Origin of the sequence: Streptococcus sp. 79, from assembly GCF_013277425.1 — a bacterium.
Classification (GTDB): Bacteria; Bacillota; Bacilli; order Lactobacillales; family Streptococcaceae; genus Streptococcus; species Streptococcus pseudopneumoniae.
Window position 1 is genome coordinate 1 of sequence record NZ_VMMW01000043.1, and the last position, 24,903, is coordinate 24,903.

Consider the following 24,903-nt stretch of genomic DNA (forward strand, 5'->3'; position numbering starts at 1 on the left):
TGAAACTAAGCAACTATAATAGTCAGCACATCGTCTAGTTTTCCTGCCTTGAGATAGTTGATAGAGGACTGAAGCGTCACTACGTCTAGTCCTAGCGAAATGAGCACCAAACCACTAATCTGGTCGCAAAGGGTAAAGAGATAGCCACCATGGGCATAGCCATAGTAGTTGAGCGACGAGTCCACTACTTTTGTGGTCACCACAACGTGACCATCTTTCATCTCTTTAATTTCATAATTTTCAAAAGCTGATATAGCATCAAAGTGAAAATCTTTCATCATTTCCTCCTGATAGTTCAAACGACACTATGATACTACTTTTTATAGTACTGTGCAAGGAGAAGTCTCCTAGTCTGGCAAAATTTCGACCTGTTCTACAAAGCGCATAAAGGCTGCCTGTCCCTGTTCTGTTTGCTTGTAGACACCTGCATCCTCAAGTACACGCGCAAAGATAGCACCAACAGAGTCCTTGACGATTTCAAAGGCTTTTTCTTTATCTGTTAGGTCTGGATGTTGGGATTTGAGTTGGTCTGCCCACTCCTGATGATAATCGGCAACTGTAACAGCTTCTCCTACAAGATAGCTAGCGACTTGCTCCACTTCTTCTTTCAGACGTGGTGGCAAGATTGCCAAGCCCATGACCTCAATCAAGCCGATATTTTCCTTCTTGATATGTTGGACATCCTTGTGAGGATGATAGATGCCATCAGGATGTTCTGCAGAAGTCTGATTGTCCCTCAAGACCAAGTCCAACTCAAATTGTCCATTGCGTTTACGAGCAATTGGTGTAATGGTATGGTGTGGTGTTCCGTCTGTTTCTGCCAAAATCTGCACTGCAGGATCTGAATACTGGCGCCATTCCTGCAAAATCTTGTCAGCCAAGTTGATCAAATCTTCTTTGAAATCCGAAGTCAAACGCAACACTGACATTGGCCATTTGACAATCCCAGCCTTGACCTGCTCAAAACCAGCAAATCGGAAGACCTTTTGCAAGGGAGCCAATTCCATAGGGAAAACGTGACGGCCTCCCTGATAATGGTCATGAGTCAGAATAGAGCCACCCACAATCGGCAAGTCGGCATTAGAGCCTGCAAAATATCCTGGAAACTGCTCTACGATAGCAAGCAGACGTTCAAAGCTCTGACGACTAATGGCCATGGGACGATGCTGGTCATCTAAGAAAATACAATGCTCATTAAAGTAAGCATAGGGCGAATACTGGAAGCCCCACTCCTGACCAGCCATTTCAAAACGGATAATACGGTGGTTGCTGCGAGCTGGGTGGTTAACTCGACCATGGTAGCCCTCATTCTCTAAACAAAGTTGACACTGAGGATAATTACTAGCTTGCACCAACTTGACTGCCGCAATCTCTTTGGGATCCTTTTCAGGCTTAGAGAGATTGATGGTAATTTCAAGCTCTCCGTAATCAGATGGAACACGATAAGCGATATTTTTAGCAATAGCCTTGAGTTTGATGTAGTCATTCTTCTGACTGAGTTGGTAGAAATCCGCTATCGCTTGCTCAGGAGATTGGCCATAGATTGTCCAGAAGTCACGATTGACCTGACTCGGACAAGGGGTCACCAAGTCCATCAGTTCAGCACCAAGGATCTCACGCGCAGTCTGACTATCCTCAATCGTCTCTAATCGAACGGCTTCCTCAACCAGCTGGTCCTTGAGGTCAATCAATTTATCCAGATTGGTCTCAACTTCCAAAACACCGTCTCCCACTCGTGCCAAGACACGATTGATCAGGTAGATTCGATCCATTTCCTCAAATGAACTTTCAGAAATGACATGTGTTACAAATTTATCTACTAAGGTCACTATAGAGCCTCCTTTTGACTAGTCAAGGACGCGAGTGCCACCTGCAACTTCGGCGATATAGAAGCTTGGAGCGTAGCCAACTACTTCCTCGTAGTGTTTGCCAACAGGCCTCAACAGCATCTTTTTGCACCAAGGCAATGGCACAGCCGCCAAAACCTGCCCCTGTCATGCGAGCACCGAGAACTCCTTCTTGTGCCCAAGCTGTGTGAACAAGAGTATCCAATTCCAAACCAGTTACTTCATAATCATGCTCAAGAGAAACGTGAGAAGCATTCATCAAACGACCAAATGTTTCCAAATCTCCTGCTTGAAGGGCTGCTTGAGCTTTAAGGGTACGTTGGTTTTCAAGCACAGCATGGCGAGCACGTTTCAAACGATTTTCATCTTTAATCAGATAGCTGTATTGATCAAAGGCCCACTCGTCCAATTCACCCAAGGTCTGAATATCTAAGGCAACTTGCAATTCTTCCACTGCTTTTTCACACTCAGCACGGCGTTCATTATATTTAGAATCCGCCAATTCACGGCGTTTGTTAGTGTTCATGATAACAACGACATTGTCCTTCAAATCAAGTGGCACCAAATCATACTCTAAGGTGTTGGTATCAAGGTAAATAGCACGTTGATCGGCCCCCATACCAATAGCAAACTGGTCCATGATACCAGAGTTGACTCCGATAAAGTTGTTTTCTGTTTGTTTTCCGATTTTAACCAAATCGAGACGCTCTAATTTTAAATCAAAGAGATGCTCTGCCACGACTCCTGTCAAGAGCTCCAAGGATGCTGAAGAAGACAAGCCAGCACCATTTGGGATATTCCCATAAACATAAAAATCAAAACCTTTGTCAATCACGTGCCCAGCTTCTTGCAAGAAATGAAGGACACCTTTTGGATAATTGGTCCAGTTGTGCTCTTTTTCAAACTTGAGGTCAGCGAGAGGCACTTCGATAATGCCCTTGTCCTCAAAGTTAGCTGAGTAGAAACGCAAGACTTGGTCGTCACGCTTACGAGCTGCACCGTAAGTTCCCAAGGAAATAGCAGCAGGAAAAACGTGCCCACCGTTGTAGTCTGTGTGTTCACCAATCAAATTAATACGGCCTGGTGAAAAGAAGGTTTGGTCTGCTTCTTGACCAAAAACAGCAAGAAAGTCTTTACGAAGAGCTTCTGCAGTAAGATCTTGTGCCATATGAATTCTCCTTTGACTGTCCGTTAAGCCATCTTAACGTGTAATCGTTTTCTTTCTATTGTATCCAAGGAATTTCCCAAGGTCAATCCTTTTTACTAAAATTTTACTAAAATATCAGTAAAAAGCAGAAAAATATGATATACTAACCTAATCAAGGAGGATTTATGGCTACCTTAAAAGACATTGCACAGCTAGCCTCTGTCTCTATCGCGACCGTATCCCGTGTCCTCAACCGCGACCAGATCCTATCTGTTACAGAAGAAACCAGACACCGTATTTTAACCGTTGCTGAAGAGCTGGGCTACACCAAGCACCTCAAGACAGGCGAGTCCCACAAACCCAAGCAAAAGATTGCCATTATCCAATGGGTCAGCGAACAAGGGGAGCTGGACGACCTCTACTACTACCAGATTCGCCTAGGAATAGAAAAAAGAGCCCAAGAGTTGGACTATGATATCTTGCGCTATTTTAATGACCATCCTTTTACCTTAAGCGAGGAAGTGATTGGGATTCTCTGCATTGGAAAATTTAGCCGAGCTCAGATTTCTGCCTTTGAAGAATACCAAAAACCCCTGGTCTTTCTAGACAGTGATACACTTTCTCTGGGGCATACTTGTATTATTACGGACTTTTACACTGCCATGAAACAGGTTGTCGATTATTTCCTCAGCCAAGGAATGGACCGTATCGGGATTCTAACAGGCCTTGAAGAAACAACTGACCAAGAAGAAATCATTAAGGATAAGCGGCTGGAAAATTTCAGAAACTACAGTCAAGCAAAAGGAATCTATCATGATGAACTGGTCTTTCAAGGAAACTTTACTGCCCAGTCTGGCTATGACTTGATGAAGGAAGCCATTCAGAGCTTGGGAGACCAACTCCCACCAGCATTTTTCGCAGCCAGCGATAGTTTAGCCATCGGTGCCCTTCGTGCGCTCCAAGAAGCTGGAATCAGCCTACCAGACCGTGTCAGCCTCATTTCCTTTAACGACACCAGCCTGACCAAGCAGGTTTATCCTCCCCTCTCCAGCATCACAGTTTATACTGAAGAAATGGGGCGAGCAGGTATGGATATTCTTAACAAAGAAGTACTCCACGGTCGGAAAATACCTAGCCTGACCATGTTGGGAACCAAACTGACATTAAGAGAAAGTACCCTAAATCAAGAATAGGATAACATAAAAAACGAATAGAGTTCTAAAACTCCTATTCGTTTTTTATTCGATTACAATCATAGACTTAATTGTCTTACGTTCATCCATATCTTTGTAGGCTTGGTCGATATCTTCCAGTTTATAACTTGAAGTAAAGACGCGACCTGGATTGATATCACCATCAAGGACGGCTTTTAGTAAAAATTGCTTATCGTATGTTGTAGCAGAAGCTGCCCCACCTGCTACAGAGATATTTTGCATAAATGTCGAACCAAGAGCACGATTATTATAGTGTGGGACTCCTACAAAGCCCATACGCCCTCCATTATGAAGAACACCTAGCGCCTGTTCTATAGCAGCCTCCGTACCAACACATTCAAGTGCTGCGTCTGCTCCTCCACCGAGGATTTCACGCACCTTGGTAATTCCTTCTTGACCACGTTCTGCAACAACAGCTGTCGCACCTGACTCCATAGCCATCTTTTGACGGTCTTCATGACGGCTCATAAGGATAATTTGTGATGCTCCACGCATCTTAGCCGCGATGACAGCACATTGACCAACAGCCCCATCACCGATAACAACAACCTTGTCCCCTTTTTGAACATTTGCAACACGCGCCGCATGATAGCCTGTCGGCATGACATCTGCAAGAGTCAAAAGGGACTTGAGCATCCCTTCTGTATAGTCAGAAGGTTGACCAGGGATTTTAACCAGCGCCCAGTTTGCATAGTGGAAGCGAATATATTCTGCCTGAAAATCACCCCCCAAATTATTACCAATATGATTGTCGCAAGAACCGTCAAATCCAGCAAGACAGGCATCACACTCACCACATCCATGTGTAAAAGGGACAATCACAAAATCACCTGGTTTCACCGTCGTAATGGCTTCCCCAGCTTCTTCAACAATCCCAATCGCTTCGTGTCCACTATTTTTATGTCCAGCTTTCGTTTCTGGATTACGGTACCTCCATAAATCTGAACCACAAACGCACGCACGAACCACACGAATAATCACATCATCCGCTTCTATTATTTGCGGACGTTCAATGCTAGCAAGTCCAACCTGACCTGCCTTTGTATATACTGCTGATTTCATTTAAAATTTTCCTTCCTTATAAAGTTTAATTTTGAGATTTAAACGATTTAAAGCTGTCTGTAGCTGAGACAAGCGCTCCTCTAATTTTTGCTTTTCCTCTTCTAAAATACCAAGCCTCTCCTCTCTCGTTTCATCTCCCTTTTGGTAGAGCGACATATAGTCAACTAAACTATCTACAGAGACACCCGCCGAACGAAAACACTTAATAAATTCCAGCGCTTCGATATCCTGATCTTGAAAATCACGAATCCCAGTAGCAGTACGAGTAATCGGTGGCACAAGACCAACCCGTTCATAATACCGAATCGTATCCGCTGAAATTCCCAACAAATCACTGGCAGATTTAATATTCACACGCTAACCTCCTCTCATTTCATTCACTGAATTCACGCTATTCTAACTCACTTATCTTATTATATAACTTTGAGTTGACTCCAAGTCAAGCATTTTGTATCTAATCGAAAAATTTTTATCATTAACAATCATATATCTGGAGTTTATACAATGCTCTTCTCTTACCAATTTTTGAAATATTTAAATAATAAAGAAATTACTCTATTCCAAATAAGATAGTACCCAAGTATTTTTCACTTTTTTCTAATGTTGATGCTCATAACTCCGTTCCAAGTCACACACCTTTCGCTTATGGGTTTGGTGAGTTTCTAGGTCAGCATCAATTTCAATGGTAATATTTTGAAAACCACAATCTTTTAGGAAAATTCGAATAGACTCTTTACAAGTTTCCATATGTTCCATTTCTTTTAGACAAACATGGACAATGGCATTTTTTTCCAAAGCATCCATAGTCCAGAGATTAAGCTGATTAAGGCTGACCACATTGTCCAATCGCTCCAGGCCACTCTTTACTTGCTTGATATCAAGACCTTCTGGCACAGCATCCAAGAAAATCTTGAGTGTAGACCAAAAACGTGGAAGGGCTTTTGAAAGAATAAAGAAAGAAATGACAAGGGACAAAAGAGGATCTAGGATATACCAGTCCGTAAATCGAAGAACAATCGCCATCAGGATAACAGCTACCCACCCTAGCGTATCTTCCAGAAAATGCAGACTCAGAATAGACTCATTCTTTGTCTTTCCCTTACCAACCACCAGACTCGCTAACAGATTGATAGTAATCGCAATAATTCCTAACCAGAGAATCCCCTCATCATTGACTGGTTGCGGATGCAAAATCTTCGTGACATTTTCCAAAATGACTAGAACAGAGCCCGTTACGAGAATCACAGCTGTTACCAAGGCTCCTAGCAGGCTAAACCGCTTATAGCCCAAGGTGTACTGATTGTCTTCTTCACGATTGGAGATTAGTTCTAGAAAAGCTGATATTCCAATTGCAATCGCATCTCCCAAGTCATGCACAGAGTCAGCAAGAACAGCGCTAGAACCAAATACTCCACCTGCAATAAACTCAACAATGGCATAAGTCAAATTTAAGAAAAAAGCCACCCAAACAGCATATTTTGCCTTCATATTTCTCATTCCTTTGTTATAATAGATTTATGAACACCTTGTTCATTATCATTATCCACTAAAACCCAAAGAAAGGATAGAAGCAAAACGTCAGCTTTATTCAGTTCTGAACAATTTGCCTTAAGTGTCCATATGACTAACATTGACCGCCGTATCAGCAAAACCAAAAAAGCCATCTATCAAGCTTTTATACAACTTTTGAATGCTAAGGGCTACGAGGCCACTACTGTTCAGGATATCATTGATCTCGCAGATGTGGGACGATCCACCTTTTACTGTCACTATGAGAGTAAGGAGCTTCTTCTGGACCAGCTCTGCCGCTACCTCTTCCATCATCTTTTTGAAAGAGAGCAAGCCATTTCAACCGAAGATTACCTAGCCCACCTCTTTCTCCATTTTCATAAAAACCAAGACCATATCACCAGTCTGCTATTTTCCAAAAATGACTACTTCCTCCGTCAACTCCAGAGAGAGCTTGAGCACCACGTCTATTCCGTGCTAGCTGATAATTTAAAAGAAGCCCACCCTAATCTGCCTACTTCTTACCTCCAACACTTGGTCATGTCCAACTTTATCGAGACATTGACCTGGTGGCTCAAAAAAGGTCAAGATTTCACAGACCAGGAAGTTGTCCAATTTTATCTAGACCTTCTCATTCCTAAAAATTGAATATAGAGTAAAGCTCAGTTGTCTTATTTCTAGGTTACTGAGTTTTTTATCTTTTCAACAACAAAAGAGGACCCGCCGATCCTCTTTTTCATACTATAAATCCTTGATTATCAACTATATCTGTTTTAATCGAAATCTCAAAACAGCACTTTCAAACATCTTTTCCTAGTTAAGTAAATCAGTATTCTGCTTAGCTGCCTTGCTCCATTGATACCAACCAACTAGACTGTTAATGAGATAAATTAGATATTTCCCTTGAATTTGCAGGCTTTCTCCCCACCAGAGATAGATTGAAAAAACATTGGTAGCCGCCCAGAATATCCACTGTTCACGGTAAACAGATGTCATGAGGATTTGCCCTACCCCATTGGTTGCATCTGTGATTGAATCACGATAGGGACGATTGGCACCAATAGACTGATAAATGAAGCCAAAGGCCAACCACCAAAGCACACTAATGGAAAGATACTTTGTCCAGCCCTTGCCGTCCAGTTTACGCGCGACAAACTCCTGCTTTTCCTTCTTAAACTGTGCCTGATAAATCCAAACTAGAAGTCCAATTGGCTGCATGACTGTGAAGTAAAGTGTCGTCAGCACCTCACCATAAAAGCCTTTCTGTAGGGCCAAAATAAGGTAAATAACAGAGTTAATCAAGCCAAAAAGATAATTACTTGCTCGACCTTCCGATACAAAGATTACACAGATAATCCCTGTCAAGCTACAAATCATCCCAATCCAGTCAACAATACGATGTTCGTAAACCAACTCCAGCCAGAGAGGAAAACTTCCTAAAACCAGCAAATAAATCCACTGGGCAAAACTACGATGGGCAAAGAGGTCATCCCAGATAGCCTTCATAGTTCCTGAAAATCCTAAATCAGCCATAGCCGCAACCATACGACGGTAACCACCTGACATTTCACCTAGGGTTGTTTTGATATTTTCAATTTTCTTTTGCAAATAAGTATGCATCATTTCTCCTTTTGTTTTTAAAGAGCCGTGTCTGGATAGACTTTCGGACGCAACGCTCTATTAGATAATGAACTGCCTATACACAAGATTTCTAACCTTAGTCGACATGAGCTGAAACCTCTTATTTGTTAAGTAGTTCACAAAATATTATACACCTATTTTATGAATAGTCAACTGTCTTTACAGTAAAATTTTAGAAAATCATGAAAATTTTCTCTTTCTTTCCATTTTAAGTGACATTCAGTCATTCTCACATCAAAAAGCCCAGACGAAATTGTCTGAGCATTCTTTTATCTAGTCGTTTAAGGAAGTTGAGTTCAGTATGTTTAAAGTCTCTGTCCCATCATTTCTTCAACAAACCTTGTTCTTGGAGAAACTCCTTGGCTACTTGCTTTGCTGACTTGCCTTCAACACCGACTTGGTAGTTGAGCTGGCTCATCTGGCTTTCTGTAATCTTACCAGCCAATGTATTAAGAACTCTTTCCAACTCTGGGTATTTCTTGAGAAGAGCTTCTTTCATCAGTGGAGCCCCTTGATAAGGTGGGAAGAGTTGTTTGTCATCGTCCAATACCTGTAAATCATAACGTGCCAACTCTGCATCGGTTGAATAGGCATCCGTGATTTGAATATCACCTGACTGAATTGCCTGATAGCGAAGGGCTGGCTCCATGGTCGCCACATTAAGATTGAGACCATACATTGACTGCAAGCCCTTATTTCCGTCTTCACGGTCATTAAACTCGAGAGTAAAACCTGCCTTCAGCTGCCCTTCCACTTTTTTCAAGTCCGAAATGGTCTTCAAGCCATATTCTTGAGCAATCTTTTTCGGAACAGCTACAGCATAGGTATTTTGATAAGACATGGGTTTGAGATAGGCTAGATGATCCTGTTTGGCAATACCATCACGCGCTACATCATAAACCTGCTCTGGCTCATGACTCACTTTCGGTGATGGCTGAAGTAAACTTTCAGTCACCGTTCCTGTAAATTCAGGATAGATGTCAATATCGCCTTTTTTCAGAGCTTCATAGAGAAAGCTTGTTTTCCCAAAATTTGGTTTAACAGTCGCAGTCATACTGGTATTTTCTTCAATGAGGAGCTTATACATATTGGCCAAAATTTCTGGTTCTGGACCCAATTTCCCAGCAATGACCAAGTTCTCTTTCTCTTTTTGAGCTAAGAGGGCTGGGCTATAAGACAAACCAAGCAATATGGTCACCAAGGCAAAACCAGAAAAAATCGTCCGCAATTTTGCTTTTTCCATCACTTTTAGTAGGAAGTTAAAGGCAATGGCAAGCACTGCTGAAGAAAGGGCCCCAATCAAAATCAGACTGGCATTATTACGGTCAATTCCCAAAAGGATAAAGGAACCTAGTCCCCCAGCACCAATCAAGGCAGCCAAGGTTGCCGTACCGATAATCAACACTGCTGCCGTCCGAATCCCAGACATGATAACCGGCATAGCCAGTGGAATTTCAAACTTCTTGAGTCGCTCCCATCTAGTCATCCCAAAGGCAATCCCAGCCTCTTGCAGACTCGGATCAATTCCCTTGAGTCCAGTGATGGTATTTTGTAAAATCGGAAAGATCGCATAAATTACTAGTGCTGTCAAAGCCGGCAAGGTTCCAATTCCCATCAAGGGAATAAAGAGCCCCAACAAGGCCAATGACGGGATAGTCTGAAAAATCCCTGCAATCTGCAAGACCCAGTTGGCCAACTTCTCATGATAGCGAAGAGAAACAGCCAAGGGAATCGCGATAAAAATAGCTAGTAACAGGGTCAACAGTGACAACTGCAAATGTTGAGATAGGGCTGTCACCCAATCACTAAAACGATCCTGAAAAGTTGCAATTAAATTAGTCATGAACACCACCTCCAAACAAGTCTGCTACAAATTCTGTGGCAGGCGCTTTTAAAATGGTCTCGGGATTCGCCACCTGGCGAATTTCTCCATCCTGCAAAACAGCAATACGGTCCGCCAATTTCAAAGCTTCATCCGTATCATGGGTTACAAAAATCGTTGTCATCCCAAACTCTTTATGCAATTCTTTTGTCAGAACTTGCAACTGTTTTCTCGAAATAGCATCAAGAGCCGAAAAAGGCTCATCCATGAGGAGAATCTTAGGCTGACCAATCATAGCACGGACAATACCAACCCGTTGCTGTTCTCCACCAGATAGTTCACTAGGCAAACGATGCCCATACTCAGCTACTGGTAAACCAACCTTGCCCAAAAGCTCTTCTGTTTTCTGAGCAATTTCTTCCTTAGTCCAGCCCTTCATCTCAGGAATCAGGGCAATATTTTCCGCAACCGTTAGATTTGGAAATAGGGCAATGGCCTGTAAAACATAACCAGTAGACAGACGAAGTTCACGCTCATCATAGTCTTTGATGCGCTTGCCATCCATATAAATATTTCCATCAGTCGGTTCCAAGAGACGGTTAATCATCTTAATCATGGTCGTCTTACCTGAGCCAGATGGCCCAACTAAAACCATAAATTCCCCATCCTCAATCTGTAAGTTGACATCTCTCAAGACATCCTTTTCTGTGTAGCGCAGTGCTACATTTTTGTATTCAATCATTCTTTGTCCTCATTTTAAAACTTTCCTCGATTGGTCATGTCTTCTACCTTAGGCATGACTTCCTTATTGTCCCAATGCTCTACAATTTTTCCATTTTCTAAACGGAAGATATTGTACTGGGCATAAGCAAGGCCATCAATCTGAGTCTGACCATAACTAACCACATAGTTTCCTTGTCCTAAGAGTTGGAAAACAAAGTCGAAAGCGGCCTTTACTTATAAACAGCTAATTTGATCTATTTTAATCCTCTTTTGCCTTCTCTTTCAGATTCGCCAAAATTCTTTCTTGAAAGGCTTCAAATTGCCGAATTTCTTCCTCTGAAAATCCTTTGTAAAAGATCGTATCCAATTTCTGACTGACACGATGTCCCACTTCTTTCTGGGACTTGCCTAACTCCGTTAAAACTAAATACTTCTTACGCTTGTCTTTTCCACACGGACTAACAATTACAAGCTTTTGTTCCTCTAGCTTTTTTATCATAGTCGTCAGCGTATTATTCGCAAGCCCAGTCGCAAGCGCGATATCTGTCGCAGTTGCGCAGCCAGTTTTACTATTCCATAAAACCGCTAAAATCTTACCCTGTTCACCCCTATAAAGAGCCTCAGGATCTTGGCTCAGTAACTTCTGAAAAATCCGCCCATTCAACAAACGAATATGATGGGCTAGCAAATGACTATCTTTCATAACACCTCCAATTATTTCGATATCGAAATGAATAGAATAATTGTAACACTTGTCCTTTCAACTGTCAACTATTTCGATTTAGAAATAATTTTTGATAATGATTTACATCACCATACTCCGGTTCAACTAACTTTTAACGAGAGTTTCTAAACTCCTTCGTCCTCCAGTCTACAAAAGCCTTCCATCCGTACTATCCTATATTTTATTAGGAGACACGTTTTTCCTATCAGACCATTTATTTTAAAGATAGAAGTAAATCATAATTGCTTCCATCTGTTCTTCTATAGTATATTGAAGTTGGACTAGGGCACTGTATCTTCTAAAACATTGATAGAAAGCAATTTGAATTTCCCAATCAATTTGTTCGTATTTATACTCAATGAAAATCAAAGAGCAAACTAGGAAGCTAGCCGCAGGCTGCTCAAAACAGTGTTTTGAGGTTGTAGATAGAACTGACGAAGTCAGCTCAAAGCACTGCTTTGAGGTTACGGATGAAGCTGACGTGGTTTGAAGAGATTTTCGAAGAGTATTAATTTCACCTTACCCTATCTTTCTCATAGCACACTTCAAACAGCCTATCCCCTACCGTTTGACGATTCCTCACTTCGTTCCACTTCCATTACAGAAGTTTCATCACTACTATGGTCTCGGCTGACTTCTCATGATTCCTTGTTACTACGCTTTCAGCGCTCATGAGATCTCACGGGATAAGTCCTACATCTTTCCTCGTTTATACAAGATATGAGGACGTTAAAAGGTTAGAGTGAAAATAGGAAATCTGACGCAGAGTCTTTAGACTCTAGAAAGATTTATCTTTTTCACACAAACCTTAGTCCGAATTCAATTACTCTCGTGATTTACGCATATAGGTTACGACTACCTTTTTGGACTTTAGAGTTTCTGGCCCCCTTATCCGCTATATACGCCTTACTATCACCTTCCTGTTCGTAGAGCCACGATTTCGCTATCCCTTCCTCTAACGATTCTTATTTCCAGTGTCAGACTTAAAACGGTCTATCTCCAGACCGTTTTAATCCGCTACCTCACGATAGTCAGGCTTGGGAATCGCTATTGGGTTCACCGGTAGCAGGTGCCCACCGAGGACTTACACCTCAGATGCACGACATGCCCGTCGTACCAAAAAATACTTTGATCCACAATGGAATCAAAGCATTTTAAAAATCTCCCCATACATAAGCGCAGAAACTGCGGTTCCTCTGTACTTGGTTTCTTCTCTCTTGATAAAACGAGCCAAATTGAGCAACTCAGGTGCCGGATGTTTGGGATTTAGGAGCAATTCATGATTGACCAAACCTGAGAGACGAACTGCCAGCAATTGCTCATTTGTAGTAGGCAGTTTTTTAGCAGTCTCTAGGAGAGCAGCAACTAAATCCTCACTCAAATCATGTCGAGCATAATTGTAAAGATCTTTTATAAGGCTTTCTAGGTTTGGTTCTACCATCCCTACCACCTCCCTTATGGTTTAATAATTTTTAATCAAATCAACCGTTGAACGATCCAATTTCTTCACCAAGGCTTGCAAGAAAGCTTGGGCTTCTAGGAAGTCATCCATTGCATAGAGGGTTTGGTGAGAATGGATATAACGAGCGCAAACACCGATTGTTGTAGATGGAACACCGCCATTTTTCAGATGAGCTGCGCCAGCGTCTGTTCCGCCTTTACCACAGTAGTATTGGTACTTGATTCCAGCTTCTTCAGCCGTTGTCAAAAGGAAATCTTTCATTCCTGGGAGAAGCAAGTGACCTGGATCGTAGAAACGAATCAAGGTTCCATCTCCAATCTTGCCTTGACCACCGTAGACATCACCTGCTGGTGAACAGTCAACTGCAAGGAAGACTTCTGGGTCAAACTTGGTTGTAGATGTATGAGCACCGCGGAGACCAACTTCTTCTTGGACGTTAGAACCCAGATAGAGTTCATTTCCGAGTTTTTGACCTGACAGAGCTTCCGCCAACTCGCTAACCATAAGAACACCGTAGCGGTTGTCCCAAGCTTTTGAAATGATATTTTTTTCATTGGCTGTCAAGATTGCAGAACTATCTGGCACGATGGTGTCGCCAGGACGGATGCCAAAGCTTTCTGCCTCAGCCTTATCCGCAAAACCGCCATCAAAGACGATATCTGCAATAGCAGGCATGGTTGGTCCACCCTTTCCACGAGTCAAATGTGGAGGGACAGAACCCGAAATCACAGGAATTTCACGACCGTCACGAGTCAAGAGTTTGAAACGTTGGCTGCTAACCACCATAGGATTCCAACCACCGATTTCTACCACACGGAAGGTACCATCTGGCTTGATTTCGCTGACCATAAAACCAACTTCATCCATGTGAGAAGCGACCAAGACACGCGGTGCATCTGCAGCTTCTGAATGTTTAATTCCGAAAATACCACCCAAGCCATCTGTCACCACTTCATCCACGTGCGGTGTCAATTTTTCACGAAGATAAGCACGGACAGGCGCTTCATGACCTGAGATCGCAGCAAGTTCTGTTACTTCTTTAATTTTTGAAAATAATGTTGTCATTTCAGTTCCTTCTTTCTTTCATCCATTTTACCACTTTTTAGAGGAGAAGGATAGTGGGAAGGTGGATAGTTTCTTACTCAGTTTTCCTATAAAAAAGAGAGACAGATATTCTTTCAGGAATTTTTCTTTCTTTTTTACATTAAATTGTCAGAAATTTTATTGACAGATTAGAAAAATAATGTTACATTTATATCCGCAGGCATCTTTCGATACCAAATCTACATGAAAGGACGGGGTATGAAACTTTCTCATTATTTAATTGGCTTACTTCTACTCCTAGTCTTTCTCTCTATTAGCATTGGGACCAGTGATTTTTCATGGGGAAAGCTATTTGATTTCGACCAGCAGACCTGGCTCCTCTTTCAAGAGTCCCGTCTCCCAAGAACTATCAGTATTCTCCTGACTGCCTCTAGTATGAGTATGGCAGGCCTTCTCATGCAGACTATTACCCAAAATCAGTTTGCTGCACCGAGTACAGTTGGAACGACTGAAGCCGCCAAACTGGGAATGGTGCTGAGCCTTTTTGTCTTTCCATCGGCTAGTCTGACCCAAAAGATGCTCTTCGCTTTTGTTTCATCCATCGTATTCACCCTCTTCTTCCTAGCCTTTATGACCATTTTTACTGTAAAGGAAAGGTGGGTGTTGCCTCTGATTGGGATCATCTATAGCGGGATTATCGGCTCAGTCACAGAAGTTATCGCCTATCGTTTCAATCTGGTTCAGAGTATGACTGCCTGGACCCAGGGCTCCTTCTCCATGATTCAGACCCATCAGTATGAGTGGCTCTTCTTAGGCCTCATCATCCTGATAACCGTTTGGAAATTATCCCAAACCTTCACCATCATGAATCTAGGGAAAGAAACCAGCGAGAGTTTGGGGATTTCCTACTCCCTACTTGAAAAACTGGCCCTCTTTCTGGTGGCGCTAACGACAAGCGTCACCATGATTACCGTGGGTGCCTTACCATTTCTCGGAGTTATCGTTCCCAATCTTGTTCGCAAGCGCTATGGAGATAATCTAAGTCAAACCAAACTCATGGTCGCACTGGTTGGTGCCAATCTAGTTCTGGCTTGCGATATCCTATCCCGAGTTCTGATCAGGCCCTATGAGTTGTCTGTCAGTCTCTTGCTAGGAATCATTGGTAGCCTCGTCTTTATCCTACTTCTCTGGAGAGGGGGACGAAAAGATGCAGACTAAAAGCAAACATACCAAGCTCTTCTGGATTCTCATTATTCTTGCCATCGGAGCTTGTCTTCTCTACTTTTGGCCCATCACTCACTTGTCAGCCTTTGCTTGGAAGTTGCGTTCCCAAAAGATCATCGTTTATCTCTTGGTAGCCATCGCGACTGGGATTTCGACCATTAGTTTTCAAACCCTGACGGAAAATCGCTTCCTGACGCCTAGTATTTTGGGAATTGAATCCTTCTACGTCCTACTACAAACCCTACTACTGGTTTTTGAAAGCAAGTTTCTTCAACTTGGCAAATCCCCTATCTTAGAATTCCTAGTCTTACTTCTTGTCCAGTCCCTCTTCTTTCTCGCCTTACAAGGTTACTTGAAGACACTGATGAAGCAAGACCTGGTCTTCATCCTTCTGATCTGTCTAGCGCTCAGAAGTCTCTTTCGAAATATCAGCACCTTCCTTCAAGTCCTAATGGATCCAAACGAATACGATAAACTGCAAAATAGTCTTTTTGCCTCCTTTCAACATCTCAACACTTCCATCCTAGCCATCGGTTCTCTGATCATCCTCGCTTTGACAATCTTTTTCTTTCGAAAAGCAGTCGTTCTAGATGTCTTGCACCTGCAAAGAGAAACGGCTCAGATATTGGGACTCGATGTTGAAAAAGAACAGAAAGAGCTCCTCTGGGGAATCGTGCTTTTGACCTCAACGGCCACTGCCTTGGTAGGACCTATGGCCTTCTTCGGCTTTATGCTGGCCAACCTCACCTACCTGATTGTCAAAGACTATCAGCACAAGTTACTCTTTATAGTGGCCATTCTGGTTGGATTTATTAGCTTAACCTTGGGGCAATCCTTGATTGAACGAGTCTTTGCACTGGAAATTCGTATCAGTATGATCATTGAGAGTGTGGGTGGCTTCTTATTCTTTATCTTACTATATAGGAGGTCTCGTCAGTGAAACTGGAAAACATTGACAAATCCATTCAAAAACAGGATATTTTGCAAGGCATTTCGCTTGAAGTCAGTCCTCAAAAACTGACAGCCTTTATTGGTCCAAATGGTGCTGGAAAATCGACTCTCCTCTCCATCATGAGCAGACTAACCAAGAAAGATCAGGGAGTTCTCAGTATCAAAGGACGTGAAATCGAGAGTTGGAATTCGCAAGAACTAGCCCAAGAACTGACCATCCTAAAGCAGAAGATCAATTACCAGGCAAAATTAACCGTTGAAGAACTGGTCAGCTTTGGACGTTTTCCCTACAGCCGAGGACGCCTGAGAGAAGAAGACTGGGAAAAAATTCGAGAAACTCTGAACTATCTGGAACTGATAAACTTAAAAGACCGCTACATCAATAGTCTGTCTGGCGGCCAGCTCCAACGTGTCTTTATCGCTATGGTACTGGCCCAGGATACGGACTTTATCTTGCTGGACGAACCACTCAACAATCTCGATATCAAGCAAAGCGTCAGCATGATGCAGATTCTTCGGCGACTGGTGGAGGAACTCGGCAAGACCATTATCATCGTCCTCCACGATATCAACATGGCCAGTCAGTATGCAGATGAGATTGTCGCCTTCAAGGACGGCCAGGTCTTTAGCAAGGGAAGAACCAATCAAATCATGCAGGCTGACCTGCTCAGTCAACTCTATGAGATTCCTATCACGCTAGCTGATATCAATGGCAAAAAGATCTGTATCTATAGCTAGTAACATAGAAGCTCAAGTTAGAGAACCTTCGGTCTCTTAGTCAATAAGACCAAGAGACTCCCTAAATCGTTATCACATTTTAAAAAGGAGAAATCATGAAAACATCCCTTAAACTTTATTTCACTGCCCTAGTGGCCAGCTTCTTGCTTCTACTTGGTGCATGCAGTACAAATACAAACTCAAGCACTAGTCAGTCGGAAACAAGCAACTCTGCTCCAACAGAGATAACCATTAAAAGTTCACTAGACGAAGTCAAACTTTCCAAAGTTCCTGAAAAGATTGTGACCTTTGACCTCGGCGCTGCGGATACTATTCGTGCTCTAGGATTTGAAAAAAATATCGTTGGAATGCCTACAAAAACAGTACCAACCTATCTCAAAGACCTAGCTGGAAAAGTTAAAAATGTTGGTTCTATGAGAGAACCTGATTTAGAAGCTATCGCCGCCCTTGAGCCTGATTTGATTATTGCTTCCCTACGTACACAAAAATTCGTAGACAAATTCAAAGAAATCGCCCCAACAGTTCTCTTCCAAGCAAGCAAGGACGACTACTGGACTTCTACCAAGGTTAATATCGAATCCTTAGCAAGCGCCTTCGGCGAAACTGGTGCACAGAAATCCAAGGAAGAATTAGTCAAGCTAGACAAGAGCATTCAAGAAGTCGCTACTAAAAATGAAAGCTCTGACAAAAAAGCCCTTGCCATCCTCCTTAATGAAGGAAAAATGGCAGCCTTTGGTGCTCAATCTCGTTTTTCTTTCTTGTATCAAACCTTGAAATTCAAGCCAACTGATACTCAATTTGAAGATTCTCGCCACGGACAAGAAGTCAGCTTTGAAAGTGTCAAAGAAATCAACCCTGACATTCTCTTTGTCATCAACCGTACCCTTGCCATCGGTGGGGATAACTCTAGCAACGACGGTGTCCTAGAAAATGCCCTTATCGCTGAAACACCTGCCGCTAAAAATGGTAAGATTATCCAACTAACACCAGACCTCTGGTATCTAAGTGGAGGCGGTCTTGAATCAACAAAACTCATGATTGAAGACACACAAAAAGCTTTGAAATAAGCCACTTCAAACTCAATTTAATACTCAATGAAAATCAAAGAGCAAACTAGGAAACTAGCCGCAGGTTGCTCAAAACACTGTTTTGAGGTTGCAGATAGAAGCTGACGCGGTTTGAAGAGATTTTCGAAGAGTATAAAATTTTGACATTCTAAAACGCATCCTATCAAGTTCACTCAAACCTGATAGGATGCGTTTTTATCATTTTGAAATCTATTTACCCCACCTCATTCCCCTTCTTGATTCCGTTTGAGGGAAAAGTGGTCTGGGACGGAGTCCTTACCTGTTTTCGACCAGGGATGGCAACGTAAAATCCGAGCCAAGCCCATCAAAACACCCTTGAAGCCATGTTTTTCAATAGCCTCAATCATGTAGTTGGAACAAGTCGGCTCAAAGCGACAAGAGGGTGGAAAGGCTGGTGAGATAAACCGTTGGTAAAAGCGCACAGGCGCTATTAAAATTCGTTTCATTATTTCTTGGTTACAGCCATGGTGTGTAGTTGGCTGATTTCTTTTTTATTAAGACGACGGGATTCTCCTGGACGAAGTCCTGTCAAGTCTAGGTGTCCAAAACGGGTCCGTGACAACTTATCTACTTGGAGACCGACAGCTTCAAACATCTTTTTAACCTGGTGGTTACGCCCTTCATGGATAGTCAACTGCACCACAGAGCGGTTTTTGACTGGGTCCACTTTGAGAATCTCATAGACAGCCGGTTTGGTTTTCTTACCATCAATCTCAAGTCCACGGGTCAAGGGGCGGAGATTATCCTTATTGGCCACACCTTTAACACGCGCGACATAAACCTTGTCAATCTCATTACGAGGGTGAATCATCTCATCCGTAAAATCCCCATCATTGGTCAAAATCAAGACCCCTGATGTATCCCAGTCCAAACGTCCAACTGGGTAAATGCGCTCTTTTACATTGGACAGAAGGTCGACAACAGTCTTACGACCCTTGTCATCTGTCACACTGGAAATCACACCACGTGGTTTGTTAAGCAGATAATAGACCTTTTCTTCGTTGTAGATAGGTTGACCTTCAACTTCGACCTTGTCGCCTGACTTGATAGTGGTTGCTAGTTCACGCACCACTTGGCCGTTAACCGTCACCAAACCTTGCTTGATCAGCTCTTCTGCTTTTCTCCTACTGGCCACACCTGCGTGGGCAATATACTTATTGATTCTCATCTTCTTCTATCCTTTCACCAAATAATTGGCTTTCTTGGGCTTGAATCTCAAGCTCATCAATCACTGGTAATTCTTCTAAATGGTTTATCCCCATGTAATCTAGGAAATAATCCGTAGTCACATAGAGGTTGGGACGACCCAACACTTCTTTTTTCCCGTCTTCTCGTATCAAGTCAAAGGCCTGCAACTTTGCCAAGGCCCCACTCGAGTTGACCCCACGGATGGCATCAATCTCTATCCGTGTGATGGGCTGTTTGTAGGCAATGATGGACAAGGTCTCAAGGGCAGCCCGAGATAAACTCTGGTTGATAGGTGCCTTAGAGTATTCCTTCAAAATCTCTGCAAATTGAGGCTTGGTCACCAATCTATAAGCGCCCCCTGTCTCAATCAGAGCCAAGCTGGAATCTGGGTCCTTTTTATACTTCTGGGCTAATTTTTCTAAACTCTGTTGGATGCCTGTCGGTGGCAGAGAGAGGAGCTCAGCTAACTGGCGGACTCTAATCCCATCTTCACCCGCTACAAACAAGAGCGCTTCTATTTTTGCTAAAGTACTCATCTTTCCTCTCTATCAAGTCTAGCTTTGGGCCACTTGACTTTCTTCCTTCTTTTCCATGAGATAAATATCTCCGAAACTTTCCTCTTGCACAAGAATCAGCTCCTGGGTTTTGATTAACTCTAGGGTTGCCAAAAAGAGGGTGATGACCTCTTGGAGATTCTGGGCTTCCTTAAACAAATCCTGCAAGCGCAATTGATCTCGTCCAGTCAAGGACTCTTTTACGATGACCATCATGTCCTCAATCTTATACTCATCCCGCAAGATAGTCGTGTGATTCTGTGCAAACTCCTCTTTTTTCTTGGCTAGGATATTTGAAAAAGCCAAAAAGAGGTCAATGGTCGTCTTGTCATGAACAAGCTCCGCATCTTCGTAAATCAGCTCTGTGGGTGCTTTGGAATAGTGCTGGGCCCTTTCTTGGTGCTTGGCTTCTAAGTGCTCCCCCAAGAGCTTGAACTTGCGGTATTCTTCGATTTGGGAGAGAAGATCCTGCTCCAGGTCATCCTCCAAATCTGTCACTTCCGCTACCTTTGGCAAGAGCTTGCGGCTCTTGATCAGCATGAGCTGACTGGCCATGACCATGTACTCGCCCGTCACTTCCAGACGCATGGCTTGCAGGGTTGAGACATAGGCTAGATACTGTTCGATGACTTCTGTGATAGGCACATCGTAGATATCCATCTGGTACTTAGAAACCAGGTGCAAGAGCAAGTCCAGAGGCCCTTCAAAATCTTTTAATTTAATATCCATTATCTATATTTTTCTAAGGTCAGGACTGTTTTTAATCCTAGTTTTTTTGCAATTTCGTACAAATCGACCTTGTTTTCTATTTGTCTTAGAATGAACTGTTCCCGCAAGGCTTGGGCTGATAAGGTTGTGAAACCTTTCTCCTTGACAAAAGCTTCTAGTTGACGGAAGGCCCACTGACGAGAATAGGCTTTCCCTCCCCTTTCAAAAAGATAGGTCTGGCCCATCAAGGGTTCCAATTCTGAAAGCAAGGTCGTAGGAATGGTGACAATCCTCTGTTGGGAAGCCTTCTTGATTCGCAACACCTGAAAATCCAGATTGATGTCCGCAACCTTGATGGCTAAAATCTCACTCGGCAAGAGCCCCATTTCCAAGATAAGAAGAGCCAGTAAACGGCCCTCTGAATAGTCACTTTCTTGCCAAAAAGAGTCTAGGTTTAACAGTTCTGGTTTTGAGGTCTTCTTTTCAGCTTGTTTGGCTAATTCCAAACGATAAAAGCTGTCCACTCCTCCTTTTTGATAGAGAAAATAGAGAAATTGGTTACAGGCCGAAATCTTTCGCTTCTGGGCGCTGATTTTCAGATTGGCTAGCTGGGCTTGGTAAATCTTGAGACTGGTCTCAGAAATCCGCTCGCCCACTACATCTAAAAATTGCTCCAAATCATACTTATAGGACTGCTTAGAATTGGCAGATAAGCCCTGCTTTTCCTCTAAAAAGGCTGAAATCCTGTCTCTCATTTGCATTGAATCTCATATTCCTTACTAAAGTCATGCAAGAGGGCATTGACTGCCTTGAGGATAGACTTGCGCGTGATAATCCCTTGGAAAATCCCTGACGCATCCACAACCGGCAAGAAGGACTCATCTACCAGCTTGTGCAAGACCTCCGTAATGGTAAAATCAGGCGAAACAACCGCTACGTCCCTTTTCGTCATATGAACGATATCCGTATCTGCCATGATTTCTTGGCTCAAGTCATGCTCCATCTGATAAGCCATAATATCTCTGAGCCCAATCGTCCCAACAAACTGTTTTTCATCTGTCACAACAGGAACACGGGTATAGGTCATCTGACTGAGCAAGAGGGTCGCATGATCCGCATTGTGGGTATCAATCAACACGGCTAGATTTTCAGCAGGAGTCAAAAAAGTTTCCTCCTGCCCCAACAAGAAAGTCTCAAACTCCTTGGCAATCATCGGCTAAACTCCTTGGACAAGCCTGGATACACCTCATGGTTTCGTGTCAAAAAGTCCACTTTGAAGTAACTATCATCAATCTCCACACGAGCATAGAGACATTCTCTGATGGTTCCACGTGGTTGACTGATGGAACCTGGATTTAGAAAGAGGGTCTTGCCTTCCATCCAAGCACTTGGCACATGCAAGTGACCATAGAGGCAGATAGCGGCCTCTTCCTCCTGAGCCCAGTAGTCCAACTTTTGAAAGTTGAAATTGATGTCAAACAAGTGACCATGGGTTTGGATAATCTTGGTCGAACCAAGCTCAGTCACCAAACGTTCTGGGTAACCTGCATAGAAGTCCATATTCCCTTTAACAACGCGGATGCCCTCCCAAAGTGGAGAATCGGGACGCAATTCAGAATCGCCGTTATGAAAAACGGCATCAACTTTGCCTACATAGCGATCACGGATTTCTTCCACAATCAAGCTATCGCCATGAGAATCGCTCATTACAATGATGGTTTGCTTTGCCATGATGGAAATACCTCCAAAAGTTTCTTAACGGCTAAGGCACGGTGAGATTGACTATTTTTTTCTTCAAGGGTTAATTCAGCTGAGGACTTGCCTGTCTCTCCTACAAGGAAGAGAGGGTCATAGCCGAAGCCATTTTCACCCTTAGGTTCAAAGTTAATGTAGCCTGGCCAGTCTGCTTCAACAACCAAACTTTCCTTGTTGAGACTGGCTACGACTAGGGTTGTATGGAATTGAGCCGAGCGGTCCTTGAGTTCAAAGACCATGGCCAATTCGTGCAAGAGTTTAGCATTGTTTTCACGGTCAGTAGCTCCCACTCCTGCGAAACGAGCTGACCAGACACCTGGCAAGCCACCAAGGACATCGACTTTGAGACCTGAGTCATCTGCCAGAACCATCTTGCCCGTTAATTGGGAAATGGTTTCTGCCTTGAGGCGGGCATTTTCTTCAAAGGTCATACCTGTTTCTGCTACTTCAGGCAGGTCTGGATAATCATTAAGATTTTCCACATCGTAGCCTAGCTTGTCAAAGATAGCTCGGAATTCCTTGGTCTTGCCCTCGTTACGAGTCGCAATCAATAAGGTTTCTCTGACCTTGTTTGTCTCAAAGAATGCTTCTACATCAACACCTTCTTTAGGCAATTCTACATGCAGGAGTTGCCCATTTTCAACTAAGAGACCCCCCCCCTGACGTTGAATGACTTCCACATTTCGTCCCATTTCTTGGTTGAGGATATCTACCACAAAAGACAATAAACGGTAGAGAGAACCATAGCGTAAAACAGTAACAGAAACAGGAAAACCTCGATCCTCATCTCGAAATCTTTGGGCAAACTCCAATAGAGGAAAATCCAAGTCATCATCCGTCAACGTCCGGACGCCACCAAAAATACCATAGGACCCGACATACCAGTCATGTTCATCCTTATATTCATAAATTTTATTTGTCATAATTCTACATGCTCCACATGAATCTCTTTTTCCAGCCATTCTTCACCAATTTGTGCAAAACTTTGGCTGCTGGCTGTTGTGTAAAAACGGTGATTAAGTGGTCCAGCATCGCGACCACGATTGATTTCAAAATAATTAAGTAAGACTGAGATGTCCCGTACGCACTCTGCTCCACTATCGATGAGCTGAACCTTTGGTCCCATGACATTTTGAATAATAGGTCTGAGCAATGGATAATGGGTACAACCCAAAATCAGGCTATCCACCTTTCCAACCAAGGGACGCAGGGTTTCATAGACCACTTTCTTGGTAACACTGGTTGACAGGGCGCCAGACTCGACCAAGGGGGCAAACTTGGGACAGGCCAAACTCTCCACCTGTAAGTCTGGAGCCAGATCATGAATTTTCTGACGATAGATATCTGATTGTACCGTCATGGGCGTTCCAATCACACCTATTTTCCCACCTTGACTGGACTTGATAGCTGCCGAAGCTCCTGGCAAAATAACACCTAGGACAGGAATATCTAGTTGAGCCTTGATTTCTTCCCAGACGACCGCAGTCGCAGTATTACAAGCAATGACAATCATTTTGACATCCTTGGTCAAAAGAAAGTTGACCAACTGCCAAGTATATTCACGAATTTGCTCAGCAGGACGGGGACCATAGGGAGCCCGTGCCGAATCTCCAATATAGACGATTTCTTCATGGGGAAGCTGGCGCATGAGCTCGCGCACAACGGTCAAGCCCCCGACACCCGAATCCAAAAAACCAATTGGGCGATTATCCATACAGTCTTCTTTCTAGTCTTTTTTCTGATTGATAGTTCATTATGATTACCGTTCCTTATGAACTGAATAATGACAGCCTAATCAACAACTATCTCTCTTAATCATAATCAAATATCAATAGAATGCAAGGAAAAAGTCTCATCCCTAAACCATAACCAACATAGTGAGAAGTCTGGAACTTTCATCCCAGACTTTTCCTTATTTATTTTTTCTTTTTATTGTTAGCAAGGGCTGCTTTTTGTTGGCGGATGATTTGGTGGTACACTTGTTGTACCTTGGCTTCGCTTGGTTTTTGACCATTTGCACTCAAAAGAGTACGAACTGCTTCAGCATTCAAACGTGGGTTGTCAGCAAATTCCTTTTCAATTTGCTTACGAACCAAGTACATTCCTCCCAGAGCTCCTCCTAGAAAAACTAGCACAATCAATACAATTGCTAAAAGTAAATCCATCATATTTCTCCTGTTTCTTTTTGAGTCTCTTTCATTATACCACAAACTAGCCACCCTGACTAGTTTGTTTTACGCTTTCAGGGATGGAATGTAATTCGAATGTGAGAATGTCTTTAGTAAATCGAACGTGAAAATGTCCCATTTGATAAAATAGTCGTATGAAAAGTATCCAACTGAATATGAATGAAACGAAAAAATATCTTGTGATAAAAGCTATAGACCAAGGAAAGAAAACAAAGAATCGAGCCTGTGTCGAACTGAATCTTTCTGAAAGACAAAGCAATCGTCTGCTACTAGCCTATCAACAGAAAGGAAAAGAAGCCTTCAGACACGGAAA

The 24,903-nt window shown here is 42.9% G+C and carries 28 protein-coding genes and 3 pseudogenes; 8 read left to right on the forward strand and 23 right to left on the reverse strand.

The window, feature by feature from the left end:
• Window positions 1–17: 17 nt before the first annotated feature.
• From HT729_RS07135 to HT729_RS07145, 3 genes and pseudogenes are all read right to left on the reverse strand, one after another.
• Window positions 18–278: pseudogene (locus HT729_RS07135) on the reverse strand (PaaI family thioesterase); the annotation flags it as partial.
• A 69-nt stretch (window positions 279–347) separates the two neighbouring features.
• Entirely contained in the window at window positions 348–1,829 is a 1,482-nt protein-coding gene (locus HT729_RS07140) for a UDP-glucose--hexose-1-phosphate uridylyltransferase (RefSeq protein ID WP_172926150.1), read from the reverse strand.
• Between the two features lie 18 nt (window positions 1,830–1,847).
• Window positions 1,848–3,015: pseudogene (locus tag HT729_RS07145) on the reverse strand (galactokinase).
• A 164-nt stretch (window positions 3,016–3,179) separates the two neighbouring features.
• On the opposite strand from HT729_RS07145, the gene galR reads away from it, so the two are divergent.
• Window positions 3,180–4,187, forward strand: a complete 1,008-nt coding sequence (galR, locus tag HT729_RS07150) for a DNA-binding transcriptional regulator GalR (RefSeq protein WP_172926151.1) — start codon at window positions 3,180–3,182, stop codon at window positions 4,185–4,187.
• A 45-nt stretch (window positions 4,188–4,232) separates the two neighbouring features.
• Here the strand turns inward: galR and HT729_RS07155 are convergent, their stop codons facing one another.
• From HT729_RS07155 to czcD, 3 genes are all read right to left on the reverse strand, one after another.
• Window positions 4,233–5,270, reverse strand: coding sequence for a zinc-binding dehydrogenase (locus HT729_RS07155; RefSeq protein WP_000833735.1), 1,038 nt, complete (start codon window positions 5,268–5,270; stop codon window positions 4,233–4,235).
• Entirely contained in the window at window positions 5,271–5,624 is a 354-nt protein-coding gene (gene nmlR / locus HT729_RS07160; RefSeq protein WP_001022629.1) for a stress response transcriptional regulator NmlR, read from the reverse strand.
• A 243-nt stretch (window positions 5,625–5,867) separates the two neighbouring features.
• Window positions 5,868–6,758 (reverse strand): cation diffusion facilitator family transporter CzcD, encoded by an 891-nt coding sequence (czcD, locus tag HT729_RS07165; protein ID WP_000645103.1) that lies wholly within the window; start codon window positions 6,756–6,758, stop codon window positions 5,868–5,870.
• Window positions 6,759–6,890: 132 nt separating this feature from the next.
• On the opposite strand from czcD, the gene sczA reads away from it, so the two are divergent.
• Window positions 6,891–7,427 carry a TetR/AcrR family transcriptional regulator SczA gene (sczA, locus tag HT729_RS07170; RefSeq protein ID WP_000181696.1) on the forward strand — a complete coding sequence of 179 codons (537 nt, stop codon included), beginning with the start codon at window positions 6,891–6,893 and terminating at the stop codon, window positions 7,425–7,427.
• A gap of 165 nt (window positions 7,428–7,592) precedes the next feature.
• Here sczA and pnuC read toward each other — a convergent pair whose 3' ends face one another.
• The 5 genes and pseudogenes from pnuC to HT729_RS07195 form a co-directional block, all read right to left on the reverse strand.
• Window positions 7,593–8,399 carry a nicotinamide riboside transporter PnuC gene (gene pnuC, locus HT729_RS07175; protein ID WP_172931849.1) on the reverse strand — a complete coding sequence of 269 codons (807 nt, stop codon included), beginning with the start codon at window positions 8,397–8,399 and terminating at the stop codon, window positions 7,593–7,595.
• A gap of 343 nt (window positions 8,400–8,742) precedes the next feature.
• Window positions 8,743–10,263 carry an ABC transporter permease/substrate-binding protein gene (locus HT729_RS07180; protein ID WP_172931847.1) on the reverse strand — a complete coding sequence of 507 codons (1,521 nt, stop codon included), beginning with the start codon at window positions 10,261–10,263 and terminating at the stop codon, window positions 8,743–8,745.
• Window positions 10,256–10,984 carry an ABC transporter ATP-binding protein gene (locus HT729_RS07185; RefSeq protein WP_172926154.1) on the reverse strand — a complete coding sequence of 243 codons (729 nt, stop codon included), beginning with the start codon at window positions 10,982–10,984 and terminating at the stop codon, window positions 10,256–10,258. Before HT729_RS07185 ends, HT729_RS07180 begins: the two co-directional genes overlap by 8 nt.
• Window positions 10,985–10,998: 14 nt before the next feature.
• Window positions 10,999–11,187: pseudogene (locus HT729_RS07190) on the reverse strand (polyketide cyclase); the annotation flags it as partial.
• Window positions 11,188–11,224: 37 nt separating this feature from the next.
• Entirely contained in the window at window positions 11,225–11,668 is a 444-nt protein-coding gene (locus tag HT729_RS07195) for a MarR family transcriptional regulator (RefSeq protein ID WP_000655206.1), read from the reverse strand.
• A gap of 379 nt (window positions 11,669–12,047) precedes the next feature.
• Between HT729_RS07195 and HT729_RS12430 the strand changes: the two genes are divergently transcribed.
• A complete protein-coding gene (locus HT729_RS12430; RefSeq protein WP_257390041.1) occupies window positions 12,048–12,179 on the forward strand; it encodes a hypothetical protein in 132 nt (43 codons plus the stop codon).
• Between the two features lie 654 nt (window positions 12,180–12,833).
• On the opposite strand, the gene HT729_RS07200 is transcribed toward HT729_RS12430, so the two are convergent.
• Window positions 12,834–13,130: a bacteriocin immunity protein gene (locus tag HT729_RS07200; protein WP_119948259.1), complete on the reverse strand. Its 297-nt coding sequence runs from the start codon at window positions 13,128–13,130 to the stop codon at window positions 12,834–12,836.
• Window positions 13,131–13,151: 21 nt separating this feature from the next.
• The gene (gene pepA, locus HT729_RS07205) at window positions 13,152–14,216 is read right to left on the reverse strand and encodes a glutamyl aminopeptidase (RefSeq protein ID WP_000209170.1); all 1,065 of its coding nucleotides are present in this window, start codon (window positions 14,214–14,216) and stop codon (window positions 13,152–13,154) included.
• Between the two features lie 237 nt (window positions 14,217–14,453).
• On the opposite strand from pepA, the gene HT729_RS07210 reads away from it, so the two are divergent.
• From HT729_RS07210 to HT729_RS07225, 4 genes are all read left to right on the forward strand, one after another.
• Window positions 14,454–15,413 (forward strand): ABC transporter permease, encoded by a 960-nt coding sequence (locus HT729_RS07210; protein ID WP_172926155.1) that lies wholly within the window; start codon window positions 14,454–14,456, stop codon window positions 15,411–15,413.
• Complete coding sequence (locus HT729_RS07215) at window positions 15,403–16,359, forward strand: iron chelate uptake ABC transporter family permease subunit (RefSeq protein WP_050272672.1); 957 nt, start codon at window positions 15,403–15,405, stop codon at window positions 16,357–16,359. The genes HT729_RS07210 and HT729_RS07215 overlap by 11 nt, the downstream gene beginning before the upstream one ends.
• Window positions 16,356–17,108: an ATP-binding cassette domain-containing protein gene (locus HT729_RS07220; protein WP_172926156.1), complete on the forward strand. Its 753-nt coding sequence runs from the start codon at window positions 16,356–16,358 to the stop codon at window positions 17,106–17,108. Before HT729_RS07215 ends, HT729_RS07220 begins: the two co-directional genes overlap by 4 nt.
• Window positions 17,109–17,203: 95 nt before the next feature.
• On the forward strand, window positions 17,204–18,175 hold the full coding sequence (locus HT729_RS07225; protein ID WP_138706153.1) for a siderophore ABC transporter substrate-binding protein: 972 nt from the start codon (window positions 17,204–17,206) through the stop codon (window positions 18,173–18,175).
• Window positions 18,176–18,399: 224 nt separating this feature from the next.
• Here HT729_RS07225 and yidD read toward each other — a convergent pair whose 3' ends face one another.
• From yidD to HT729_RS07275, 10 genes are all read right to left on the reverse strand, one after another.
• Window positions 18,400–18,642 carry a membrane protein insertion efficiency factor YidD gene (yidD, locus tag HT729_RS07230; protein WP_172926157.1) on the reverse strand — a complete coding sequence of 81 codons (243 nt, stop codon included), beginning with the start codon at window positions 18,640–18,642 and terminating at the stop codon, window positions 18,400–18,402.
• Window positions 18,642–19,364 carry a pseudouridine synthase gene (locus tag HT729_RS07235; protein ID WP_049477823.1) on the reverse strand — a complete coding sequence of 241 codons (723 nt, stop codon included), beginning with the start codon at window positions 19,362–19,364 and terminating at the stop codon, window positions 18,642–18,644. Before HT729_RS07235 ends, yidD begins: the two co-directional genes overlap by 1 nt.
• Window positions 19,351–19,920 (reverse strand): SMC-Scp complex subunit ScpB, encoded by a 570-nt coding sequence (gene scpB / locus HT729_RS07240; protein WP_172926158.1) that lies wholly within the window; start codon window positions 19,918–19,920, stop codon window positions 19,351–19,353. Before scpB ends, HT729_RS07235 begins: the two co-directional genes overlap by 14 nt.
• A gap of 18 nt (window positions 19,921–19,938) precedes the next feature.
• On the reverse strand, window positions 19,939–20,667 hold the full coding sequence (locus HT729_RS07245; protein ID WP_049510484.1) for a segregation/condensation protein A: 729 nt from the start codon (window positions 20,665–20,667) through the stop codon (window positions 19,939–19,941).
• Window positions 20,667–21,401 carry a site-specific tyrosine recombinase XerD gene (gene xerD / locus HT729_RS07250; RefSeq protein ID WP_319637064.1) on the reverse strand — a complete coding sequence of 245 codons (735 nt, stop codon included), beginning with the start codon at window positions 21,399–21,401 and terminating at the stop codon, window positions 20,667–20,669. Before xerD ends, HT729_RS07245 begins: the two co-directional genes overlap by 1 nt.
• Window positions 21,398–21,859 carry a cyclic-di-AMP-binding protein CbpB gene (cbpB, locus tag HT729_RS07255; RefSeq protein ID WP_172926160.1) on the reverse strand — a complete coding sequence of 154 codons (462 nt, stop codon included), beginning with the start codon at window positions 21,857–21,859 and terminating at the stop codon, window positions 21,398–21,400. Before cbpB ends, xerD begins: the two co-directional genes overlap by 4 nt.
• Complete coding sequence (locus HT729_RS07260) at window positions 21,856–22,377, reverse strand: metallophosphoesterase (RefSeq protein WP_172926161.1); 522 nt, start codon at window positions 22,375–22,377, stop codon at window positions 21,856–21,858. Before HT729_RS07260 ends, cbpB begins: the two co-directional genes overlap by 4 nt.
• Window positions 22,353–23,324: a nucleoside-triphosphate diphosphatase gene (locus HT729_RS07265; RefSeq protein ID WP_172931848.1), complete on the reverse strand. Its 972-nt coding sequence runs from the start codon at window positions 23,322–23,324 to the stop codon at window positions 22,353–22,355. Before HT729_RS07265 ends, HT729_RS07260 begins: the two co-directional genes overlap by 25 nt.
• Window positions 23,321–24,115, reverse strand: coding sequence for a glutamate racemase (gene racE / locus HT729_RS07270; protein ID WP_000370374.1), 795 nt, complete (start codon window positions 24,113–24,115; stop codon window positions 23,321–23,323). Before racE ends, HT729_RS07265 begins: the two co-directional genes overlap by 4 nt.
• A gap of 202 nt (window positions 24,116–24,317) precedes the next feature.
• Entirely contained in the window at window positions 24,318–24,566 is a 249-nt protein-coding gene (locus tag HT729_RS07275) for a YneF family protein (RefSeq protein WP_061646801.1), read from the reverse strand.
• 179 nt (window positions 24,567–24,745) lie between these two features.
• On the opposite strand from HT729_RS07275, the gene HT729_RS07280 reads away from it, so the two are divergent.
• Window positions 24,746–24,903 (forward strand): helix-turn-helix domain-containing protein (locus HT729_RS07280; RefSeq protein WP_172931850.1); only part of this gene is annotated, 158 nt, incomplete at its 3' end.